General features: G+C 43.6%; 15 protein-coding genes and 2 pseudogenes. 7 read left to right on the forward strand and 10 right to left on the reverse strand.

Annotated features, from left to right (window positions below):
- Positions 1-231: 231 nt before the first annotated feature.
- The 4 genes from BDD26_RS18775 to sdhC are packed head-to-tail and all read right to left on the reverse strand — an operon-like array spanning position 232 to position 3,483.
- Entirely contained in the window at positions 232-948 is a 717-nt protein-coding gene (locus BDD26_RS18775; protein WP_038263156.1) for a succinate dehydrogenase iron-sulfur subunit, read from the reverse strand.
- Positions 949-985: 37 nt separating this feature from the next.
- Entirely contained in the window at positions 986-2,752 is a 1,767-nt protein-coding gene (gene sdhA / locus BDD26_RS18780; RefSeq protein ID WP_038263154.1) for a succinate dehydrogenase flavoprotein subunit, read from the reverse strand.
- Positions 2,753-3,100, reverse strand: coding sequence for a succinate dehydrogenase membrane anchor subunit (gene sdhD, locus BDD26_RS18785; protein WP_038263153.1), 348 nt, complete (start codon positions 3,098-3,100; stop codon positions 2,753-2,755). It lies immediately after the preceding gene.
- Positions 3,094-3,483, reverse strand: a complete 390-nt coding sequence (gene sdhC, locus BDD26_RS18790; RefSeq protein WP_038263150.1) for a succinate dehydrogenase cytochrome b556 subunit — start codon at positions 3,481-3,483, stop codon at positions 3,094-3,096. Before sdhC ends, sdhD begins: the two co-directional genes overlap by 7 nt.
- Before the next feature lie 623 nt (positions 3,484-4,106).
- Here sdhC and BDD26_RS18795 point away from each other — a divergent pair.
- A complete protein-coding gene (locus BDD26_RS18795) occupies positions 4,107-5,390 on the forward strand; it encodes a citrate synthase (RefSeq protein ID WP_115827411.1) in 1,284 nt (427 codons plus the stop codon).
- A gap of 210 nt (positions 5,391-5,600) precedes the next feature.
- Here BDD26_RS18795 and BDD26_RS18800 read toward each other — a convergent pair whose 3' ends face one another.
- Complete coding sequence (locus tag BDD26_RS18800; protein ID WP_038263143.1) at positions 5,601-6,362, reverse strand: AraC family transcriptional regulator; 762 nt, start codon at positions 6,360-6,362, stop codon at positions 5,601-5,603.
- 120 nt (positions 6,363-6,482) lie between these two features.
- Here BDD26_RS18800 and BDD26_RS18805 point away from each other — a divergent pair, with 120 nt between their 5' ends.
- Positions 6,483-7,634 carry a multidrug effflux MFS transporter gene (locus BDD26_RS18805; protein ID WP_115827412.1) on the forward strand — a complete coding sequence of 384 codons (1,152 nt, stop codon included), beginning with the start codon at positions 6,483-6,485 and terminating at the stop codon, positions 7,632-7,634.
- 20 nt (positions 7,635-7,654) lie between these two features.
- Here the strand turns inward: BDD26_RS18805 and BDD26_RS18810 are convergent.
- The 3 genes and pseudogenes from BDD26_RS18810 to BDD26_RS18820 form a co-directional block, all read right to left on the reverse strand.
- A pseudogene (locus BDD26_RS18810) lies at positions 7,655-7,953 on the reverse strand (helix-turn-helix domain-containing protein).
- Between the two features lie 173 nt (positions 7,954-8,126).
- Positions 8,127-8,870: a type 2 GTP cyclohydrolase I gene (locus BDD26_RS18815; RefSeq protein ID WP_038263135.1), complete on the reverse strand. Its 744-nt coding sequence runs from the start codon at positions 8,868-8,870 to the stop codon at positions 8,127-8,129.
- A 246-nt stretch (positions 8,871-9,116) separates the two neighbouring features.
- Positions 9,117-9,326, reverse strand: a complete 210-nt coding sequence (locus BDD26_RS18820) for a YbfA family protein (protein WP_038263133.1) — start codon at positions 9,324-9,326, stop codon at positions 9,117-9,119.
- Positions 9,327-9,686: 360 nt separating this feature from the next.
- Here BDD26_RS18820 and kdpF point away from each other — a divergent pair, with 360 nt between their 5' ends.
- From kdpF to kdpD, 5 genes and pseudogenes are all read left to right on the forward strand, one after another.
- Complete coding sequence (kdpF, locus tag BDD26_RS18825; RefSeq protein WP_069202319.1) at positions 9,687-9,779, forward strand: K(+)-transporting ATPase subunit F; 93 nt, start codon at positions 9,687-9,689, stop codon at positions 9,777-9,779.
- Positions 9,780-11,487: pseudogene (gene kdpA, locus BDD26_RS18830) on the forward strand (potassium-transporting ATPase subunit KdpA). It begins immediately after the preceding gene.
- Positions 11,488-11,519: 32 nt separating this feature from the next.
- Positions 11,520-13,586: a potassium-transporting ATPase subunit KdpB gene (gene kdpB / locus BDD26_RS18835; protein WP_038263126.1), complete on the forward strand. Its 2,067-nt coding sequence runs from the start codon at positions 11,520-11,522 to the stop codon at positions 13,584-13,586.
- Positions 13,587-13,673: 87 nt separating this feature from the next.
- The gene (kdpC, locus tag BDD26_RS18840; RefSeq protein WP_115827413.1) at positions 13,674-14,255 is read left to right on the forward strand and encodes a potassium-transporting ATPase subunit KdpC; all 582 of its coding nucleotides are present in this window, start codon (positions 13,674-13,676) and stop codon (positions 14,253-14,255) included.
- A gap of 3 nt (positions 14,256-14,258) precedes the next feature.
- Positions 14,259-16,946: a two-component system sensor histidine kinase KdpD gene (gene kdpD / locus BDD26_RS18845; RefSeq protein WP_115827414.1), complete on the forward strand. Its 2,688-nt coding sequence runs from the start codon at positions 14,259-14,261 to the stop codon at positions 16,944-16,946.
- Between the two features lie 63 nt (positions 16,947-17,009).
- On the opposite strand, the gene BDD26_RS18850 is transcribed toward kdpD, so the two are convergent.
- Entirely contained in the window at positions 17,010-17,516 is a 507-nt protein-coding gene (locus BDD26_RS18850) for a hypothetical protein (RefSeq protein WP_115827415.1), read from the reverse strand.
- Positions 17,517-17,714: 198 nt separating this feature from the next.
- Positions 17,715-19,355 (reverse strand): phosphoglucomutase (alpha-D-glucose-1,6-bisphosphate-dependent), encoded by a 1,641-nt coding sequence (gene pgm, locus BDD26_RS18855; RefSeq protein ID WP_038263118.1) that lies wholly within the window; start codon positions 19,353-19,355, stop codon positions 17,715-17,717.
- Positions 19,356-19,420: the final 65 nt, after the last annotated feature.

Below are 19,420 nucleotides of genomic sequence, written 5' to 3' on the forward strand. Positions count from 1 at the left end.
AGGAACCTTTAAAAACTGAGAGGCAGTTTTTAAAGGTTCCTTATTCCAATAACATGCGCCGTCATTAGCAGCAGGCAATTTATCATCTTTCATTCTTTATGCCCTCCACTGGTTTGATATTTATTTCAAAATTGTGGAGGGCTACCTTATATGCATTATTTACACACAGTTTATGTGTTATTTATGCACTATCTATACATTGTCAGTATATTTAATTAAGTAATATTTTAATTAAGCACTATGTCTTAATAACATCGACTTAATATGCCCAATCGCTTTTGTCGGGTTAAGACCTTTAGGACACACACTGACGCAGTTCATAATCCCATGGCAACGGAAGACACTGAAAGCATCATTCAGTCCATCCAATCGGGATGAGGTTTCAGTATCACGGCTATCAATCAGAAAACGATATGCAGCTAAGAGACCTGCTGGTCCAATAAATTTATCCGGGTTCCACCAGAATGACGGGCATGACGTCGAACAGCAGGCACACAAGATACATTCATAAAGACCATCCAATTTTGCACGTTGTTCCGGTGATTGCAGATGTTCACGCGCAGGTGGATTTTTACCGTCATTGAGCAAATAAGGACGGATTTTTTCATATTGCGCGTAAAACTGCCCCATATCAACAACCAGGTCACGAATAACTGGCAAACCAGGCAGCGGACGAATAACAATTTTCTTGTTACCACGGCGTAATGCTGAAACAGGTGTAATACAAGCCAGCCCGTTTTTACCATTCATATTCAGACCGTCAGAACCACATACACCTTCACGGCACGAACGGCGGAATGACAACGTTGGATCTTGTTCCTTCAACTGGATAAGCGCATCCAGCAGCATCATGTCACGCCCTTCTTCAGCTTCCAGCGTGTAATCTTGCATACGGGGTGCGTTGTCTACATCCGGATTATAACGATAAATTGAGAATTCAAGTTTCATAATCTATTTCTCCGCAACTGGAACATCAACAACGCAATTAGTAAGAACGCACTTTCGGCGGGAAGGCTTCACGCAATTTTGGCTGCATGTTAACTTCACGACGGGTCATGCTCTCAGTCTGCGGTAAATACAAGCTATGGCACAGCCAATTTGCATCATCACGCTCTGGATAATCGAAACGGCTATGCGCTCCACGACTTTCTGTACGGAAATTTGCAGCTACAGCAGTCGAATAAGCGGTTTCCATCAGGTTGTCCAATTCCAGACATTCGATACGCTGGGTATTGAATTCTGATGATGTATCATCCAAACGGGCATTTTGCAGGCGCTCACGGATGACTTTTAATTCATCTAATCCTCTCGCCATTGCATCACCTTCACGGAATACAGAGAAATTGTGCTGCATACAAGCCTGCAATGCTTTACGGATTTCAACTGGATCCTCGCCTGAACGGGTATTGTTCCAACGGTTCAGACGTTGCAGTGCTGCATCAACATCAGACTCGCTGGCATCACGGCTGGTTCCCTGCTCCATCAGACACTCTTTCAGGTGCAAACCAGCAGAACGGCCAAAGACCACCAAATCCAGTAATGAATTACCACCTAAACGGTTCGCACCATGAACAGATACACAAGCGATTTCACCCACAGCAAATAAGCCCGGAATGATAACATCTTCGCCTTTCTCATTAATAGTCAGTGCCTGACCAGTAATTTTAGTTGGAATTCCGCCCATCATATAGTGGCAGGTTGGGATCACCGGAATCGGCTCTTTTACAGGGTCTACGTGGGCAAAAGTACGGGACAGTTCAAGGATACCCGGCAGGCGGGATTCCAGAACCTCTTTACCCAAGTGATCCAGCTTCAATTTCACGTGAGGTCCCCATGGACCTTCACAACCGCGACCTTCACGGATTTCGATCATCATAGACCGTGCAACCACATCGCGACCAGCCAGATCTTTAGCATTTGGTGCATAACGCTCCATAAAGCGTTCACCATCTTTATTCAGCAGATAACCACCTTCACCACGGCAACCTTCTGTCACCAATACACCAGCACCCGCAATTCCTGTCGGATGGAATTGCCACATTTCCATATCCTGAACAGGAACATCAGCACGCAACGCCATACCAACACCATCCCCAGTATTGATATGCGCATTAGTCGTAGATTGGAAAATACGGCCTGCACCGCCCGTTGCGAGAATTGTTGCTTTGGCTTTGAAATAGACAACTTCACCTGTTTCAATACAGATGGCTGTACAGCCAACAATAGCACCATCTTGGTTTTTTACCAGATCCAGAGAATACCACTCAGAGAAAATGGTCGTGTGGTTCTTCAGGTTTTGCTGATACAGGGTATGAAGTAATGCGTGACCGGTACGGTCAGCAGCAGCAGCAGTGCGGGCAGCCTGCTCACCGCCAAAATTTCTGGATTGCCCACCAAATGGGCGCTGATAGATACGTCCATCATCCAGGCGTGAGAATGGCAACCCCATATGTTCCAGTTCCAAAATCGCTTCAGGGCCGGTTTTACACATGTATTCGATGGCATCCTGGTCACCGATATAGTCGGAGCCTTTTACCGTGTCATACATATGCCATTCCCAGTTATCATCATGAGAGTTACCCAGAGCAACGGTAATGCCACCCTGTGCTGAAACTGTATGGGAGCGGGTCGGAAAAACCTTAGAAATCAGGGCACAAGACAAGCCCATTTGTGAAATTTGCAGTGCAGCACGCATACCTGCGCCGCCAGCACCAATAACAACAGCGTCAAACTCTCTTACTGGCAGTTTCATTTATGCACCCCACACAACAATTGTTCCGTAAATCAAATAAGCCAGCAGCGCAACAATAATCACCAGTTGCAACACCAGACGCAGTGCCAGTGGCTTCACATAATCTGTCAGCACCTGCCACATTCCGATCCATGCGTGAACCAGAATAGAAATCAGTGCCAATATGGTGAACACTTTAGTGAGAGATGAAGAAAAAAAACCGCTCCAGACTTCATAAGTGATGTTTGACGTTGTTGCTACAAAACCAACAAGATAAAGAACATATAAAACAATAACGATTGCAGATGCACGTAACAACAGCCAGTCCTGAATACCCGTGCGCCCCAATGCGGATGCGTTGCTTACCATATTAATACCCCAGCCAGAATAGACAGAATAACTGCAATCACTATTGCCAATTTGGCAGAAGTTTTACCAGTAGCAAGGCTCTCTTCCAAAAAGCCAAAATCCATCAAAACATGGCGGATCCCACCACAGATGTGGTAACCCAATGCCGTTAATATCCCCCACAGGATAAATTTGGCGAAAAAGCCAGTCATAATTTCAGATGCATGCTGGAAGCCCTCTTGCGAAGACAGCGACATACCTAGCAGCCACAGCAGAATGCCGACTGCTACAAAGGTGATGACGCCTGAGATACGGTGCAAGATCGAAGCTATCGCGGACACGGGTTGATTTATCGTCCGCAGATCGAGGTTGACAGGTCTTTGTTTTTTCACAATTTTGCCCACACAGCTTTTTTTTATTTTCCATCCTCCGGCCCTGGGTGGGAATCAGACAGCGTTAAGAGGATACAAAGACACAACATAATTAATTTAACAATCCTTACTGTTCATAAAACGTTGTGATTTGATTACGCTGGGTGCTCCTACATCAGGTATCCGGAGACCTTAACGCAGTATAAGTACTTCACATTGTTATTACAATTCCCACACAATATGATTATTAACATTTAGCTTGAACAGTGAGTAAGATCACGCTTCAAACATTTATCATAAAAACCACTATCTTGTTTGACAAAGATTAAACATTTATCTTACATATATGGCGGTGCATATTATCCACCGTCGTTTTCCGATGAAAAAGTAAACTTCACGAAAAACACGAGCTTTGTAAAAGTATCGTTATGACACAAAATGGTAACATTTTATGTTAAAAATACTTTAGATATGACATCCAGAAACTTTTTAACAACCTGAAAACGATTGTCGTCCGTAAATGAGATTTCAGCACAAATGTATACAGCCTGATTTTTAATTCTCTCCGGTAGCACAATGCCGTCGGCACAGTAAAAAAATTGCGCCTATCTGAAGGTTGTTAGGGGTTATAAAAAATAAGCGCTAAGGAGATGTAAATGGCTGATAAAAAGGCTACGTTGACCATAAATGGTTCAGCTGCTATCGAACTAGACGTACTAACGCCAGCCCTAGGTTCTGAAGTGATTGACGTTCGTACCCTCGGCTCAAAAGGCTTCTATACCTACGATCCCGGTTTTACTTCCACTGCCTCCTGCGAGTCGAAAATCACCTATATTGATGGCAACGAAGGCATTTTGCTGCACCGTGGTTTTCCCATCGATCAGCTCGCAACGAAATCAAACTATCTGGAAGTTTGTTATATTCTGCTGTACGGGGAGCCACCCACACCCGAAGAATTTGAAAAATTCAAAAAAACTGTGACACGTCATACGATGATCCACGAACAGATTACCCGTCTGTTCCACGGTTTCCGCCGTGATTCTCACCCTATGGCTGTACTTTGCGGCGTGACCGGCGCTCTTGCTGCTTTCTACCACGATGCAGTGGATGTTCATAATCCTCAACACCGCGAAATCACTGCATATCGTCTGCTATCCAAAATGCCAACTGTGGCAGCAATGTGTTACAAATACTCCATTGGTCAACCTTTTGTTTATCCTCGTAATGATCTTTCTTATGCCGGTAACTTCCTGTATATGATGTTCTCAACGCCTTGTGAGGAATATAAGGTCAATCCGGTGTTGGAAAAAGCAATGGATCGCATTTTTATTCTACATGCGGATCATGAGCAGAATGCTTCAACTTCAACAGTACGTACCGCGGGTTCTTCTGGTGCGAATCCATTCGTCTGCATCGCTGCGGGGATTGCATCATTGTGGGGGCCTGCACATGGTGGTGCAAATGAAGCTTGTCTGCGTATGCTGGAAGAGATCCAGACTGTCGATCACATTCCTGAATTTGTCGCTCGCGCCAAAGATAAAAATGACTCTTTCCGCCTGATGGGCTTTGGTCATCGCGTCTATAAAAACTATGATCCACGCGCAACCGTGATGCGTGAAACCTGTCATGAAGTACTGGATGAACTTGGTCTGAATGACAGTTTGTTGGAAGTTGCCATGGAGCTGGAACGTATCGCCCTGAACGACCCGTACTTTATTGAGAAAAAACTGTATCCGAATGTCGATTTCTATTCCGGTATTATTCTGAAAGCAATGGGGATTCCATCCTCCATGTTTACCGTAATCTTTGCCATTGCCCGTACAATTGGCTGGATTGCACACTGGAATGAAATGCATGACGATGGTTTGAAGATCGCTCGTCCTCGCCAGCTTTACACTGGCCATGCTAAGCGCGACTTCACAAGTAAGATTAAAAAATAATCTAACAAACTTGCTGACACACTTCATATTCTGAAGCGTGTATATACTGCACCTTACCAGCCAATCCACCACAATTGGCTTGCCATCTGACAGTAGGGTGCAGTATCCGCTATGTAATGATACCCGTTATTATTTCAACGATTATGGTGCTTTCTATCGGTGAAACTATCCGTTTTTTCTCCTCCTCATCCCTGCTACGGGTTTTGCCCTTTAGCCTGCCATATATTCACGTGGCGGTTTTCCCATGATTTTGCGAAAGAACGTGACAAATGCACTGTCATTGGCAAACCCTAACTCCTGAGCCACATAAGATATGGTCTTATCCTGTGCCAATAATTCAATCGCTTTAATTAATCGCCATTGTTGCCGCCATTGTTGATAACTCATTCCTGTTTCACGCTGAAATATACGGGTAATCGTTTTTTCGCTGGCACCGATATAAGTAGCCATTTCCTGTAGTGAAGGAGGTAATTGCTCAAACGACAAACGAGCCAAACGGCGATCATGAGGCAAAGGCAATAGCGTTGGCTCTCGGCGTGCCTCACAAATTTCATCAAAAAACACCGCTAATATGTGTGCGTCTTTTCCCTGATCCCAGTCAGTATCAAAAGGCGATATTGCAATACGTTCCAAAACTGCCTGTAGCAATGGTGTAGCTTCCAGTACTTCACTCCTGTCAGGTATCCAATCCACTCCAGAAACATCAAGATAGATAGAACGATACTCAACAGAACCTCGCATCTCCGCCCGATGTAATGTCTTTGGCGGGACCCATGCCACTCTGGTCGGAGGTAAAACAGAAATCTGATTAGCCAAAGTGATCTTGATACAACCCCGCTGAGTAAATAATAGCTGCCCCATATTATGCTGATGAAAACCAGAGTCATGCTGTCCCATTTCTGCCGCAATGCCTACTACAGGTACATTCAAACTGTCAGGATCAAAATGATCACTTTGCCTCAACCATGCCATGCTGGCTCCCGTTAAATTAATGTCCTATTATATAAATTTATTGCCTTTATTATCATAATCAGACAAACATCAGAATGCTAACCTTCTGGTCATCAATCATTAACGATCAGAAAAAATACCATGCAAGTTAAACCATCACTTTGGCTCACTATTGCTTTAATGATGTTTCCTCAAATTGTGGAAACTATCTATAGTCCTGTCCTAACCAATATTGCCAATAGCTTTTCCGTCAGTGCAGAACAAGCCTCACAAACCTTATCACTCTACTTTTTTGCCTTTGCTTTTGGTGTCGTCGTATGGGGTCGCATGTGTGATGTTATTGGCAGACGTCCTACCATTATTGCCGGATTATTACTCTATGGTCTGGCTTGTGTTATGGCGCTATTAACAGAGCACTTCTGGTTACTACTGGTTGCCAGAATGTTATCCGCTTTTGGAGCGGCGGTCGGCTCAATCGGGACACAAACTATTATGCGCGATAGTTACCGTGGTGAAGAACTGGCACATGTTTTCTCCATTATGGGCATTGCTTTGGCTGCCAGTCCTGCTGTTGGTATGATCAGCGGCTCTGCTCTGAATCATTTTGGCGGTTATCAGGCCGTATTCGCAGGATTGACTGTTTTGGCTGCTATTTTGATCAGCTGGTCTGTTATTCGCTTACCAGAAACACGCCCGGTAACTGTAACAAAAATTGCACTATCTGATACCGTCAGCATGATGTTGAAAGATATTGCCATTTGGCGAAGTGTGTTTCTCATCGCTTTATTCAATGTTTGTCTATTCAGCTACTATCAACTAGCTCCTTTCCGTTTTGCACAATTCGGATTATCACCAGCGCTTTTCGGTTATACCGGACTGCTCTTCACTCTCGGTGTTGGGATGGGTTCAGTATCTAATAAGCAATTTTTAAAAAAGAAATGGCCAACTAAAAAAATCATATCCCTTGCTGCATGGCTTGTCTTATTAAGCGGGATTGGTGTTTATCTGCTTGAAAATAGATGGCTGTTTATTTTCCCTATGTTGGGTATTGTGATTGCTTATGGCCTTGCAATTCCCAATATTTTGGCATCTGCATTAAATCGTTATACAGATAGATTGGGCACAGCAGGCGCCTTGTTAGGGTTATTTTACTATTTGCTGTTAGGGGCTGGCTTAGCTATTGCTGGCTGGAGTCAAGCATTAGGTGGTATTCTAATTTATTGTGGATTAATCACAGTGTTTCTATCCTTACCGGGTATTACACCCAGCAAGCACAATAACCTTAAAAGTTAGTGCAATTATTCAGGTAACTGCTAAATATGGAAAATTTTTCCATAACCAGTTGGGAGTTCTATAGTTAAGCTCAATTTACTTCCCATCGCTTCAACATAGCGTTTTAGTGTAACTAACTTTATATCATTACCCGTTGTTCTATTTAAGTAATGGCTGGTTGGCTGATACCTAAACTGTCAGCCAATTTTTGCTGAGAAATATTTAACTCTTGCCTCAACTGTTGTAATCCAGTTTCTAAAACCAGCCCATCAGCCATTTGTTTTATTTCTGCTTGATCTTCTTTCGAAAATTCTCGAATTTTCTTTTTGAGAGTTTTCATTTCTTACCCTCCAGATTAGCTAAATGTGCTTCATACTCCGCATCAGCAACCGCGATTATTTCTTTGTAAAAACGTTTATCATTACAATCCATACGAGAATCTCATAAGCCATAACTTATAATGGCATCATATAAGCTATGACTTATATATCAATGATTATTCATTGTAAGACATCAAGCCGGATTAGGAATGTCAATAAAAGTGACATCTAACCCATGATGATTCGCCAGCCATTCACCAAGCGTTTTGATGCCATAGCGCTCAGTGGCATGGTGCCCTGCCGAATAAAAATGCAGTCCCATTTCACGGGCAACATGAATGGTTTTTTCGGATACCTCACCAGTAACAAAAGCATCAACACCAAATTCAGCAGCTTGCTCAATAAAACTTTGTCCGCCACCTGTACACCATGCGATAGTGCGGATCTCTTCCCTGGCGTTATCGCCACAATGCAGTACCTTGCGTTCCAGTCTTTTTTCAAGGCGCTCAGTCAATTCTGCTGGAGTAATCGGTTGATCAAATGCACCATGAGGAAGTAATGGCTCAATCGTTCCTATGATTTTCACACCCATCTGACGTGCTAACTGAACATTATTGCCTAATGCAGGATGAGCATCCAGCGGGAGATGGTAGCCATACAGGTTAATGTCATTGCAGAGTAAAGTTTGTAAACGACGGCGTTTCATGCCTCGGATAACAGGCGATTCATTCTTCCAAAAATACCCATGGTGTACGATGACAGCATCAGCCTCCAAACGAACAGCTTCATCCAGTAGAGCCTGACATGCTGTCACGCCTGTTATAATCCGTTGAATATGACGGCGTCCTTCCACCTGCAATCCATTAGGGGCATAATCCTGAAACTCACGAACATTCAGTTCCGTATTGAGTACATGCTCTAATTCAACATTATTCATTACACACCCCTTATTATTTAGCTTTTTCATCATAGAAGACGTACCTATTCTTCGCTTACCCAAAGTGATATATATATGTGTTAAGTAACAACATCAGTAGTAATAAGCAATAAGAGCAAAACACCTTGCCAGCATAAGCTGGCAAGGTGTCAGAATACTACATTTAATACTATGTTCAGAAGGCTATATCAGTCAGAAAACATTATGCATAAAAAACGAAGAACAGCCAGTCACCAAGCAGAGGATTCAGGGATTTAACGTGTCAGAGGCAATTTCTGCACGTTCTAACCATACGGGTTTATCACTTGTTTTTACCCATACTTTATACAAGTAGCTGTAAAAACGGGCGCGGTTTCGGCTAAATAACATAACAGGAAGCGCAATAACGCCTAATACGACAGCGCCAACACGCCGCAAGAGAACCTGATGCCGAGAATATTCACGATATGTAGACATAAAGACCCTCCTTGATGGGCAATACCTGTAAGACATACTAAATTTTACTCAATGAAATGAAATTTTACTACTGATCAGACCACTTTTTAGTGTTTAAAATCATTCTTTTTTTTCAGCATGTAATTTAATTACAAAAAAACACTTAAACAGAAACAAAACCAACATTTTAAAAACATAAAATCAACCTGTCGGAATTTGCTAAACTTATTTTTTATAATATCGAATCAATCAAATTTATTTATATTTTACGTTTACAGGCTCTCTTTTTTAATCACTTCTTTATATGGTTACTTTTATTTTCAACCGTCAGTTGTTATTAAGAAGTAAACAGTTATTAAGAAGTAAACAAGGAGATAAATAGTGAATAAATTACTCATTATTGTTGGCGCAATCCTGGTAGTGTTATTACTGTTCTATTTGATTTATGCGTTATTAAATGCGGAGGATTTCTAAATGGAAGCCTCTTCTTTTCTGTTGATAGCCACTTTCTTATTATTTCTATTTATATTAAGTAAACCTCTTGGAAATTTTATCGCTAACCTAATCGAAGGAGAATTACCTCACTGGATGACAAATACAGAAATAATCTTATGGCGTTGTTGTGGATTACAAAAACCCGGCAATAACTTCAAAGAAATGAACTGGTGGCAATATACATTTGCCATTATTATATTCAATGTTACAGGCTTGTTGTTATTATTTATCCTGCTGATAAGTCAAAAATATCTGCCACTCAATCCACAACATTTTGCGGGTATGAAATGGGATTTGGCTCTCAATACAGCAATTAGCTTTGTTACTAATACTAACTGGCAAGCCTACAGTGGCGAAAACACCCTCAGTTATCTGAGCCAAATGGCAGGATTAACAGTGCAAAACTTCCTGTCAGCTGCAACAGGTATTGCCATTGCGTTTACCTTAATACGAGCATTTTCCCGTCAGGGTGTAAAAACTCTGGGAAACGCGTGGGTTGATATCACCCGTATCACTCTATATCTACTGCTACCTTTGGCGATCATTTTTGCTCTTATCTTTGCCAGCCAGGGCGTAATCCAAAATTTCTCTCCCTATGTTGCAGTCCATGCCCTTGAAGGACAGCAACAACTGCTCCCTATGGGGCCGGTTGCTTCTCAGGAAGCTATCAAGTTACTGGGAACAAATGGCGGAGGAGTATTTGGAGCAAATTCAGCACATCCCTTTGAAAACCCAAATGCCATCAGTAACTTTGCACAAATGCTTGCGATTTTCCTGATCCCCAGCGCTTTGTGTTTCGCATTTGGTCTGGTTGTCGGAGATAATCGCCAGGGCTATGCCTTACTCTGGGCAATGAGCATTATCTTCCTTATTTCTGCATCTGTTGTGATTTACGCTGAAACTGCGGGTAATCCCCACTTCATGCAATTAGGAGCCAGCAGCAATATCAATATGGAAGGAAAGGAGAGCCGCTTTGGTATTCTTGTTTCCTCCCTTTACAGCATAATCACGACAGCAGCCTCTTGTGGAGCAGTCAATGCAATGCATGATTCTTTCACAGCATTAGGGGGCATGATACCACTCTGGTTAATGCAAATTGGCGAAGTCGTATTTGGTGGTGTAGGCGCCGGTCTCTATGGCATGTTGCTATTTGTTCTGTTAGCCGTCTTTATTGCGGGTCTGATGATAGGTCGCGCTCCTGAATATTTGGGCAAGAAAATTGATGTTCATGAAATGAAAATGGTTGCTCTTGCAATTCTGGTCACCCCCTCTCTTATCTTGCTAGGAACTGCACTGTCAGTTTCGTTTGATGCGGGGCGAGCTGCCGTAACCAATCCCGGAGCGCACGGTTTCACAGAAATACTTTATGCTGTCACATCTGCGGCAAATAATAATGGTAGTGCTTTCGCTGGCCTGGAAGCCAACAGCCTGTTTTTACAATCTGCTCTTAGGAATAGTGATGTTTCTTGGGCGCTTTGGTGTCATTCTGCCTGTACTATCCATCGCTGGTTCCATGAGTAGTAAAAAACGCCAGCCGATCAGTAACGGTACACTACCGACGCATAGTGCCTTATTCATTGGTTTACTAATTTTGGTCATCTTATTGATTGGAGCACTTACTTTCATTCCCGCATTGGCTCTTGGCCCTATTGCTGAGCATTTACAACTTTGGCAACTATCACGTTAGGTGAAGTTGTGAGATAAATTGTGAGATAAGTAATGAGAAATAAAAAACAGGCATTATTTGAATCCGATCTCATTCGCCAGGCGATCATCGATTCAATAAAAAAATGTCATCCGGCTATTCAGTGGCATAATCCGGTCATGTTTGTTGTTTATCTTGGTAGCTGCCTGACGACCTTGTTATGGCTCGGTATATTAACTGGTCAGGCAGAGGGCAATGCTCTCTTTACTGGGTCAATTGCTTTATGGTTATGGTTCACTGTGCTGTTTGCCAATTTTGCTGAAGCGCTGGCAGAAGGACGCAGTCAGGCTCAGGCTTCCAGCCTGAAAGGTGTAAAACAAACAACCTGGGCCACCAGACTTTCTGCGCCCAGTCGCAATGCTACAAAAGAGAAAGTCACTTCAGATAGTTTACGCAAAGGAGATATTGTACTGATAGAAGCGGGGGAAATTATCCCCTGTGATGGGGAAGTTATTGAAGGCGGCGCTTCTGTTAATGAAAGTGCTATTACAGGGGAGTCAGCCCCGGTGATCCGGGAATCAGGAGGAGATTTTGCTTCCGTAACAGGAGGTACTCAAGTGTTATCAGATTGGCTAATCGTAGAATGCTCTGTCAATCCGGGAGAAACTTTCCTCGACAGGATGATCTCAATGGTTGAAGGCGCTAAACGGCGAAAAACACCGAATGAAATTGCCCTCTCGATTCTACTTACTGCTCTCACCATCATTTTCCTGCTAACCTGCGCCAGCTTATTCCCCTTTTCCTTGTTCAGTGTTGAAGCCAATCATTCCGGTGCCCCCATTACGATCACTGTGGTGATCGCACTGTTAGTTTGTTTAATTCCCACCACTATTGGCGGGTTGCTTTCTGCTATTGGTGTTGCGGGTATGAGTCGCATGTTGGAAGCTAATGTCATTGCCACCAGCGGGCGTGCCATTGAAGCCGCAGGCGATGTAGATGTTCTGTTGCTGGATAAAACCGGTACGATCACATTAGGCAACCGTCAGGCATCTCAGTTTTTGCCTGCTCCTGGTGTGACGGAACAACAACTGGCTGATGCTGCTCAACTTTCCTCACTTGCCGATGAAACACCTGAAGGACGCAGCATTGTGATTCTGGCAAAACAGCGTTTTAATATGCGTGAACGTGACCTGCGCGCCTTAAACGCTACGTTTGTTCCTTTTTCTGCCATGACCCGCATGAGTGGGGTCAACATTAACAACCGTATGATCCGCAAGGGAGCGGTTGATGCTATCCGCCGCCATATTGAAGCCAACCGTAGTCAATTTCCTGAAGCTATTAACCTGCTGGTACAGCAAGTAGCAAGCAAAGGTGGTACGCCACTGGTTGTTGCCGAAAATCAGCGGGTTCTGGGAGTCGTTGCCCTAAAAGATATTATCAAAGGGGGTATTAAGGAGCGTTTCAATGAAATGCGCAGGATGGGGATCAAGACTGTCATGATCACCGGCGATAATCATCTGACCGCCGCGGCCATCGCCGCAGAAGCCGGGGTTGATGATTTTCTCGCAGAGGCTACCCCCGAAGCAAAACTGACGTTAATCCGCCAATATCAATCTGAAGGGCGCCTGGTTGCAATGACCGGTGATGGTACAAACGATGCTCCTGCGCTGGCTCAGGCTGATGTTGCCGTTGCCATGAATTCAGGTACTCAGGCTGCAAAAGAGGCCGGCAATATGGTGGACTTAGATTCTAATCCCACAAAATTAATTGAAGTGGTACGTATTGGTAAACAAATGCTGATGACCCGGGGTTCTTTGACCACATTCAGTATCGCCAATGACATTGCCAAATATTTTGCCATTATTCCTGCCGCATTTTCCGTCACTTATCCACAGCTTAACACTCTGAACATCATGCACCTCCATTCACCACAATCGGCAGTACTGTCGGCGGTTATTTTCAATGCGATCATCATTATCTTTTTACTGCCATTGGCTCTGAAAGGTGTCAGCTATCGTCCGATGAATGCACTATCGCTCCTGCGCCGCAATTTATGGATATATGGTCTTGGTGGTTTGCTTATGCCTTTTGTGGGTATCAAACTTATCGACATACTACTTACTGCACTCGGTTTTAAGTAACACGAATTCTGAATAAAACAATTTCCAGATAATACAGATTGCAAATCATTAGGCTCTAGAATTTGACTATCAAGTAAGGTGACAAAAATGATTTGGTTACGTTCTTCCATTGTTTTGTTGATATTTCTTACCCTGATCACCGGTATTGCTTATCCGCTGCTGATCACCGGGATCTCAGCAACATTGTTTCACCATAAGGCTAGCGGTTCATTGATTGAACAGAATGGAAAAGTGATCGGTTCTGAATTAATCGGACAGGAATTCACTAAAACCGGCTATTTTCATGGGCGTCCTTCCATGACCGCCCAACAGCCCTATAATGCGCTATCATCCGGGGGAAGCAATCTGTCGCCGACTAACCCGATTTTATTTCATAAAATACAACAACAGATTATTAAAATCCGTTTATTTAACTACCCGGAAAACCAGCCAATTCCGGTCGATTTAGTGACAGCATCCGGCAGTGGACTTGACCCTCATATTTCACCTGAAGCAGCCAGATTCCAGGCACAGCGCATCGCCACGGCCCGTCACATACCAATAAATGTAATTAATAAACTGATTCAGGAAAATACAACTTCTCCACTGCCGAACTACCTTGGTCAACCTGTAGTCAATGTCCTGAAACTTAATCTGGCATTAGATAACTTGCAACCACAAGGCCAATAGCTTATGAATCAGACCGAACCACAACGCCCGGACCCAGACAATCTGCTAACATTGGCGAATGAGAAACCGCGTGGCAAGCTGAAAATATTTTTTGGTGCTTGTGCCGGGGTAGGAAAAACCTATGCCATGTTACAGGAAGCCCAACGCTTACTGGCTCAGGGTTTGGATGTCATTGTCGGTGTCGTTGAAACACACGAGCGGCAGGAAACCGCAGCATTATTGAAGGGCTTGCCTCAACTACCGCCAAAACATATCCACCATGCTAAACGCAGAATAGCAGCATTTGATATTGATGCTGCTATCGCCCGCCGCCCGGCCATCATTTTGATGGATGAACTAGCATTCAGTAATCCTCAAGGCTGCCGTCATCCTAAACGTTGGCAGGACGTGGAAGAGCTTCTGGAAGCAGGTATTGATGTCCTGACCACCATTAACGTACAACATCTTGAAAGCCTGAACGATGTTGTCGGTGGCATTACCGGTATCCGGGTTCGGGAAACCATTCCCGATCACATATTTGATAGTGCGGACGATGTTGTTTTAGTCGATCTTCCACCTGACGATCTACGCCAGCGGCTCCACGAAGGTAAAGTTTATATATCAGGTCAGGCTGAACGGGCTATTGAACATTTTTTCCGTAAAGGAAACCTGATCGCCTTACGTGAACTTGCTTTACGCCGCACAGCAGATCGTGTGGATGATCAGATGCGTGCTTTCCGCGATACACGGGGAAAAGAACCAGTCTGGCATACACGGGATAACTTACTGTTGTGCATTGGTGATAATGAAGGAAATGAAAAACTGATCCGCAAAGCTGCCCGGCTGGCCGCAAAACTGGATTGTATCTGGCATGCTGTTTACGTTGAAACTCCTAAACTACACCGACTGCCAGAAGTCAAACGACGTACTATCTTAAAAGCGTTAAGGCTGGCACAAGAGTTGGGCGCAGAAACCGCTACACTTTCTGAGCCTGATAAAGAAAGGGCGATTCTTCGTTACGCAAGAGAACACAACCTCGGTAAAATCATAGTGGGGCGCTATCATAGTCTGTATTCAAAATTCTTTAATCGCAGATGGCGCTCTGATTTCGTTGAACGTTTAGGCAAACTTGGTCCCGATCTGGATATCATTATTATTGCTCTGGAAGATAAAAGACATTGGCATAATCATAATAAAGAACATACCGATCACCGCTCATTTAATGAAAAATGGCTCAGTCAGATCCAGGGCTTCGTGATGGCGATTATTCTGTGCGCCTTAATCACCTTATTTTCCCGTGCTGTTTTACTGCCTCTTGATAAAGCTAATCTGGTGACACTCTACCTGCTCGGCGTTGTTGTCATCTCCCTGTTTTATGGGCGTTGGCCTTCAGTCTTTGCTGCTTTTATCAATGTTGTCAGTTTCGATCTCTTTTTCGTTCAGCCACATTGGTCACTGGCAGTTAAAGATATGCAGTACCTGCTCGCCTTTATCGTCATGTTGATCGTAGGGGTTGTCGTCGGAAACCTGACCGCTGGTATACGTTATCAGGCCAGAGTTGCCCGCCATCGTGAACAGCGAACACGGCACTTATATGAAATTACCCGTGAACTCAGCCGGGCCTTGAATGAAGAAGATGTTGCCCGGATCAGCTATCACTTTTTGTCTAACAGCTTTCAGGCCAAAACAGGGCTGTTACTGCCGGATGGTAATAACCGTCTATATCAGGTGAAATCCTACAATGGCGGGCAAATGTTGGTTGATGAAGCCATCGCCAAATGGTGTTTTGAGAAAAAACAACCTGCCGGAGCAGGTACGGATACCCTGCCGGGTGTACCTTATCAGTTAATTCCCATAGCTACTCCGTCGCAAGTATTTGCTGTTCTTGCGATTGAATCGCCTAACCTTCGTCAATTACTAGTACCGGAGCAACAACGCTTACTGCATATTTTTACTGGAATTATCGCTAACGCATTAGAACGCTTACATTTGGCCCGTGGCGCAGAAACAGCCAAGCTAGATAACAAATGGGAACAATTACGCAACGCATTTCTGACTGCATTGTCCCACGATTTACTTACTCCGCTGACAATCCTCACTGAACAAACAGAAGCACTGAGATTAGATTTATCCATTGAAAATGCTCATCATGCCAGGCAATTTCAGCAAATTCACCAACAAATTCTCAATACCTCACATCTGGTGAATAACGTTCTGGATATAGTACGTATTCAATCAGGTACTCTTCAGCCCAATTTAGGCTGTTATTCGTTGGAAAAAATTGTTGGTACAGCCCTGCATTCATTAAACTATGCACTCAGCCGTTATCCTGTAGAACTTTCCCTGCCCTCCGATTTAACGCTACAGTGTGACGCTTCCTTATTAGAGCGTGTATTTATCAATCTATTGGAGAATGCTATCAAGCATACTAATGAAAACTCAGCATTAGGCATCAAAGCCATTGTTGAAAAAAAACAAGTTAATATCGAAGTTTGGGATACAGGTTCAGGCATTCCAGTAGGGCAAGAACAATCTATCTTTGATAAATTCTCACATAATCACCGAAAATCTGCTGTCCCTAATGCCGGATTAGGATTGACGATCTGTTATAACATCATTGAAATCCATAACGGAAAAATATGGGCAGCGAATAATGAAAAAGGCGGAGCCAGTTTCCATTTTTCCTTACCGCTTTGCTCTACTGCGGAGTAACCTCCCATAACAAGGGAGGGAATAGACCGCGTTCTATTTACACAATGCAACATAATCTTTTTGTTACTTTATTAAGTAATCTTGCTTTTTCATCATACCATTTTCGAATATTACGCAGTAATAGTTAGGAACGTTATTGGTATGCACTCGATTGTTTCCAGCCCGTACAAGATATTGTTCGATATAAGCACCATTACTCTCATTATTTAGATAAAGCTGATAAACATCCTTATATCTGAAGTTTATATACACTGAACCTACATATCCTTTAACTTCAGTATCTCGTATTATTGATGATATTTTTGATGCAGTAGAAGCGAGATCATAATTCGCTGAGTTGCAAGCAAGAATGTGGATTTTATTCAATGAATAAACTCTTGTGCATGACTGGATGAATTCAGCAACTCTGTCGGGAGGCCAGATATTGTTGTCTATGGCAAGACCTTCCGTCAATCCATGACAAGCAACTGTGAATTCGTTTGTCACGTATCCATCATGAAAGGTTGATGTAATGTACATGTGTGCATCTGGATAAATGCTTATAAGCTGGACTCTCTGCGTCAAGGCCATATGAAGTTTCCTCCCCAAAAAGCATGTCAGTTAGCATTGCAACGGTATTGGGCATATATATACTCATCGTCTTTCATGCTACATTCGTTTTGCACGATTATATCTATCATTCCCTATAGCAAGTATAAAAATAACGGGTATAAAAACGGAAAAGCCGCAGTCACAGCTACGGCTTTCCTTATCATTGTTCAACGTCAATTAACCCGCAGCGAGTACTTGATTGACAATTTCCTGAGCTTCCTGCTCAATTTTTTCACGGTGTTCAGTACCAAGGAAACTTTCACAATAGATTTTATAAGCTTCTTCTGTGCCAGAAGGACGAGCAGCAAACCAGCCATTATCACTCATCACTTTCAACCCACCAATGGAAGCACCATTGCCTGAAGCGGTTGTCAAACGGGCCGTAACAGGATCACCCGCCAATGTATCAGCCTTAACCATTTCCGGTGACAATTTGGATAATTGTGCTTTCTGCTGATGATTTGCCGGTGCCTGAAGGCGACTATAACTCGGTGTACCAAAACGCGCAGCTAATTTATCATAGCGTTGCTGTGGATTTTCTCCGGTAATCGCCATCATTTCTGCTGCAAGCAGACAAAGAATAATACCATCCTTATCTGTTGACCACGGTGTACCGTCAAAACGCAGGAAAGATGCACCTGCACTTTCTTCTCCAGCAAAGCCCAATTGCCCTTTATATAGCCCATCAACAAACCATTTAAAGCCAACAGGAACTTCCACCAATTCACGTCCCAGATCAGCCACAACACGATCAATCATGGCACTGGAAACCAATGTTTTACCCACTGCAACTTTTTCAGACCATTGTGGGCGGTGACGGAATAGATAATCCACTGCTGTCGCCAGATAATGATTAGGGTTCATCAAGCCTGCTGGAGTAATGATCCCGTGGCGGTCATAATCGGGATCATTAGCAAAAGCTAAATCAAACTTATCACGTAACTCCAGTAAACCCGCCATTGCCCAACGTGATGAGCAATCCATTCTGATCACACCATCACGATCCAGCGTCATAAAACGAAATGTCTGGTCAATATTGTCATTCACCAGCGTCAGATCGAGGTTATAGTACTCCCCAATCCGCTGCCAGTAAGCAATACCTGAACCACCCAGCGGGTCAATGCCAATTTTCAAACCCGCCTTTTGAATGGCGGCCATATCCACAACTTCACCTAACGCAGTCACATAAGGTTCAACCAAGTCTTGTGGATGCAAGTATTCACTTTTCAATGCCTGCTCATAAGGCTGACGTTTAACCCCGTTCAGGTTATTTGCCAGCAATTCATTAGCACGATCCTCAATAACGGAAGTCAGATCAGTATCAGCGGGGCCACCATTCGGTGGGTTGTATTTAATACCACCATCTTCTGGCGGATTATGGGATGGCGTGATCACAATCCCATCTGCTAAATTTTTTTCCTGGCAATTGTAAGACAGAATTGCATGAGAAATAGCCGGTGTTGGTGTAAAACCATTATTTTCCTGTACAACTACATCGACACCATTTGCTGTCAGCACTTCCAGCACTGAAATAAATGCAGCTTCAGAAAGTGCATGAGTGTCTTTCCCTACATAACATGGGCCTGTGATGTCGTGTTGCTTACGAACGTCCACAATAGCCTGAGAAATCGCCAGAATATGTGCTTCATTGAAACTATTGCGTCCAGCGCTGCCACGATGACCGGAAGTCCCGAATTTAACTTTATGTGCTGGATTTTCTGGATGTGGTTGCACGGTGTAATACTGCGAAGTGAGAAGTGCAACATTGATTAAATCATGCTGCCGGGCCAGTTGCCCTGCCCTTGGATGAATTGCCACTATATTTCTCCTGAAAGGCTGCACTGGATACCCTCCAGTGCAGTATAGAACAGATAAGCTGAGTA

Origin of the sequence: Xenorhabdus cabanillasii, from assembly GCF_003386665.1 — a bacterium.
Taxonomy (GTDB): domain Bacteria; phylum Pseudomonadota; class Gammaproteobacteria; order Enterobacterales; family Enterobacteriaceae; genus Xenorhabdus; species Xenorhabdus cabanillasii.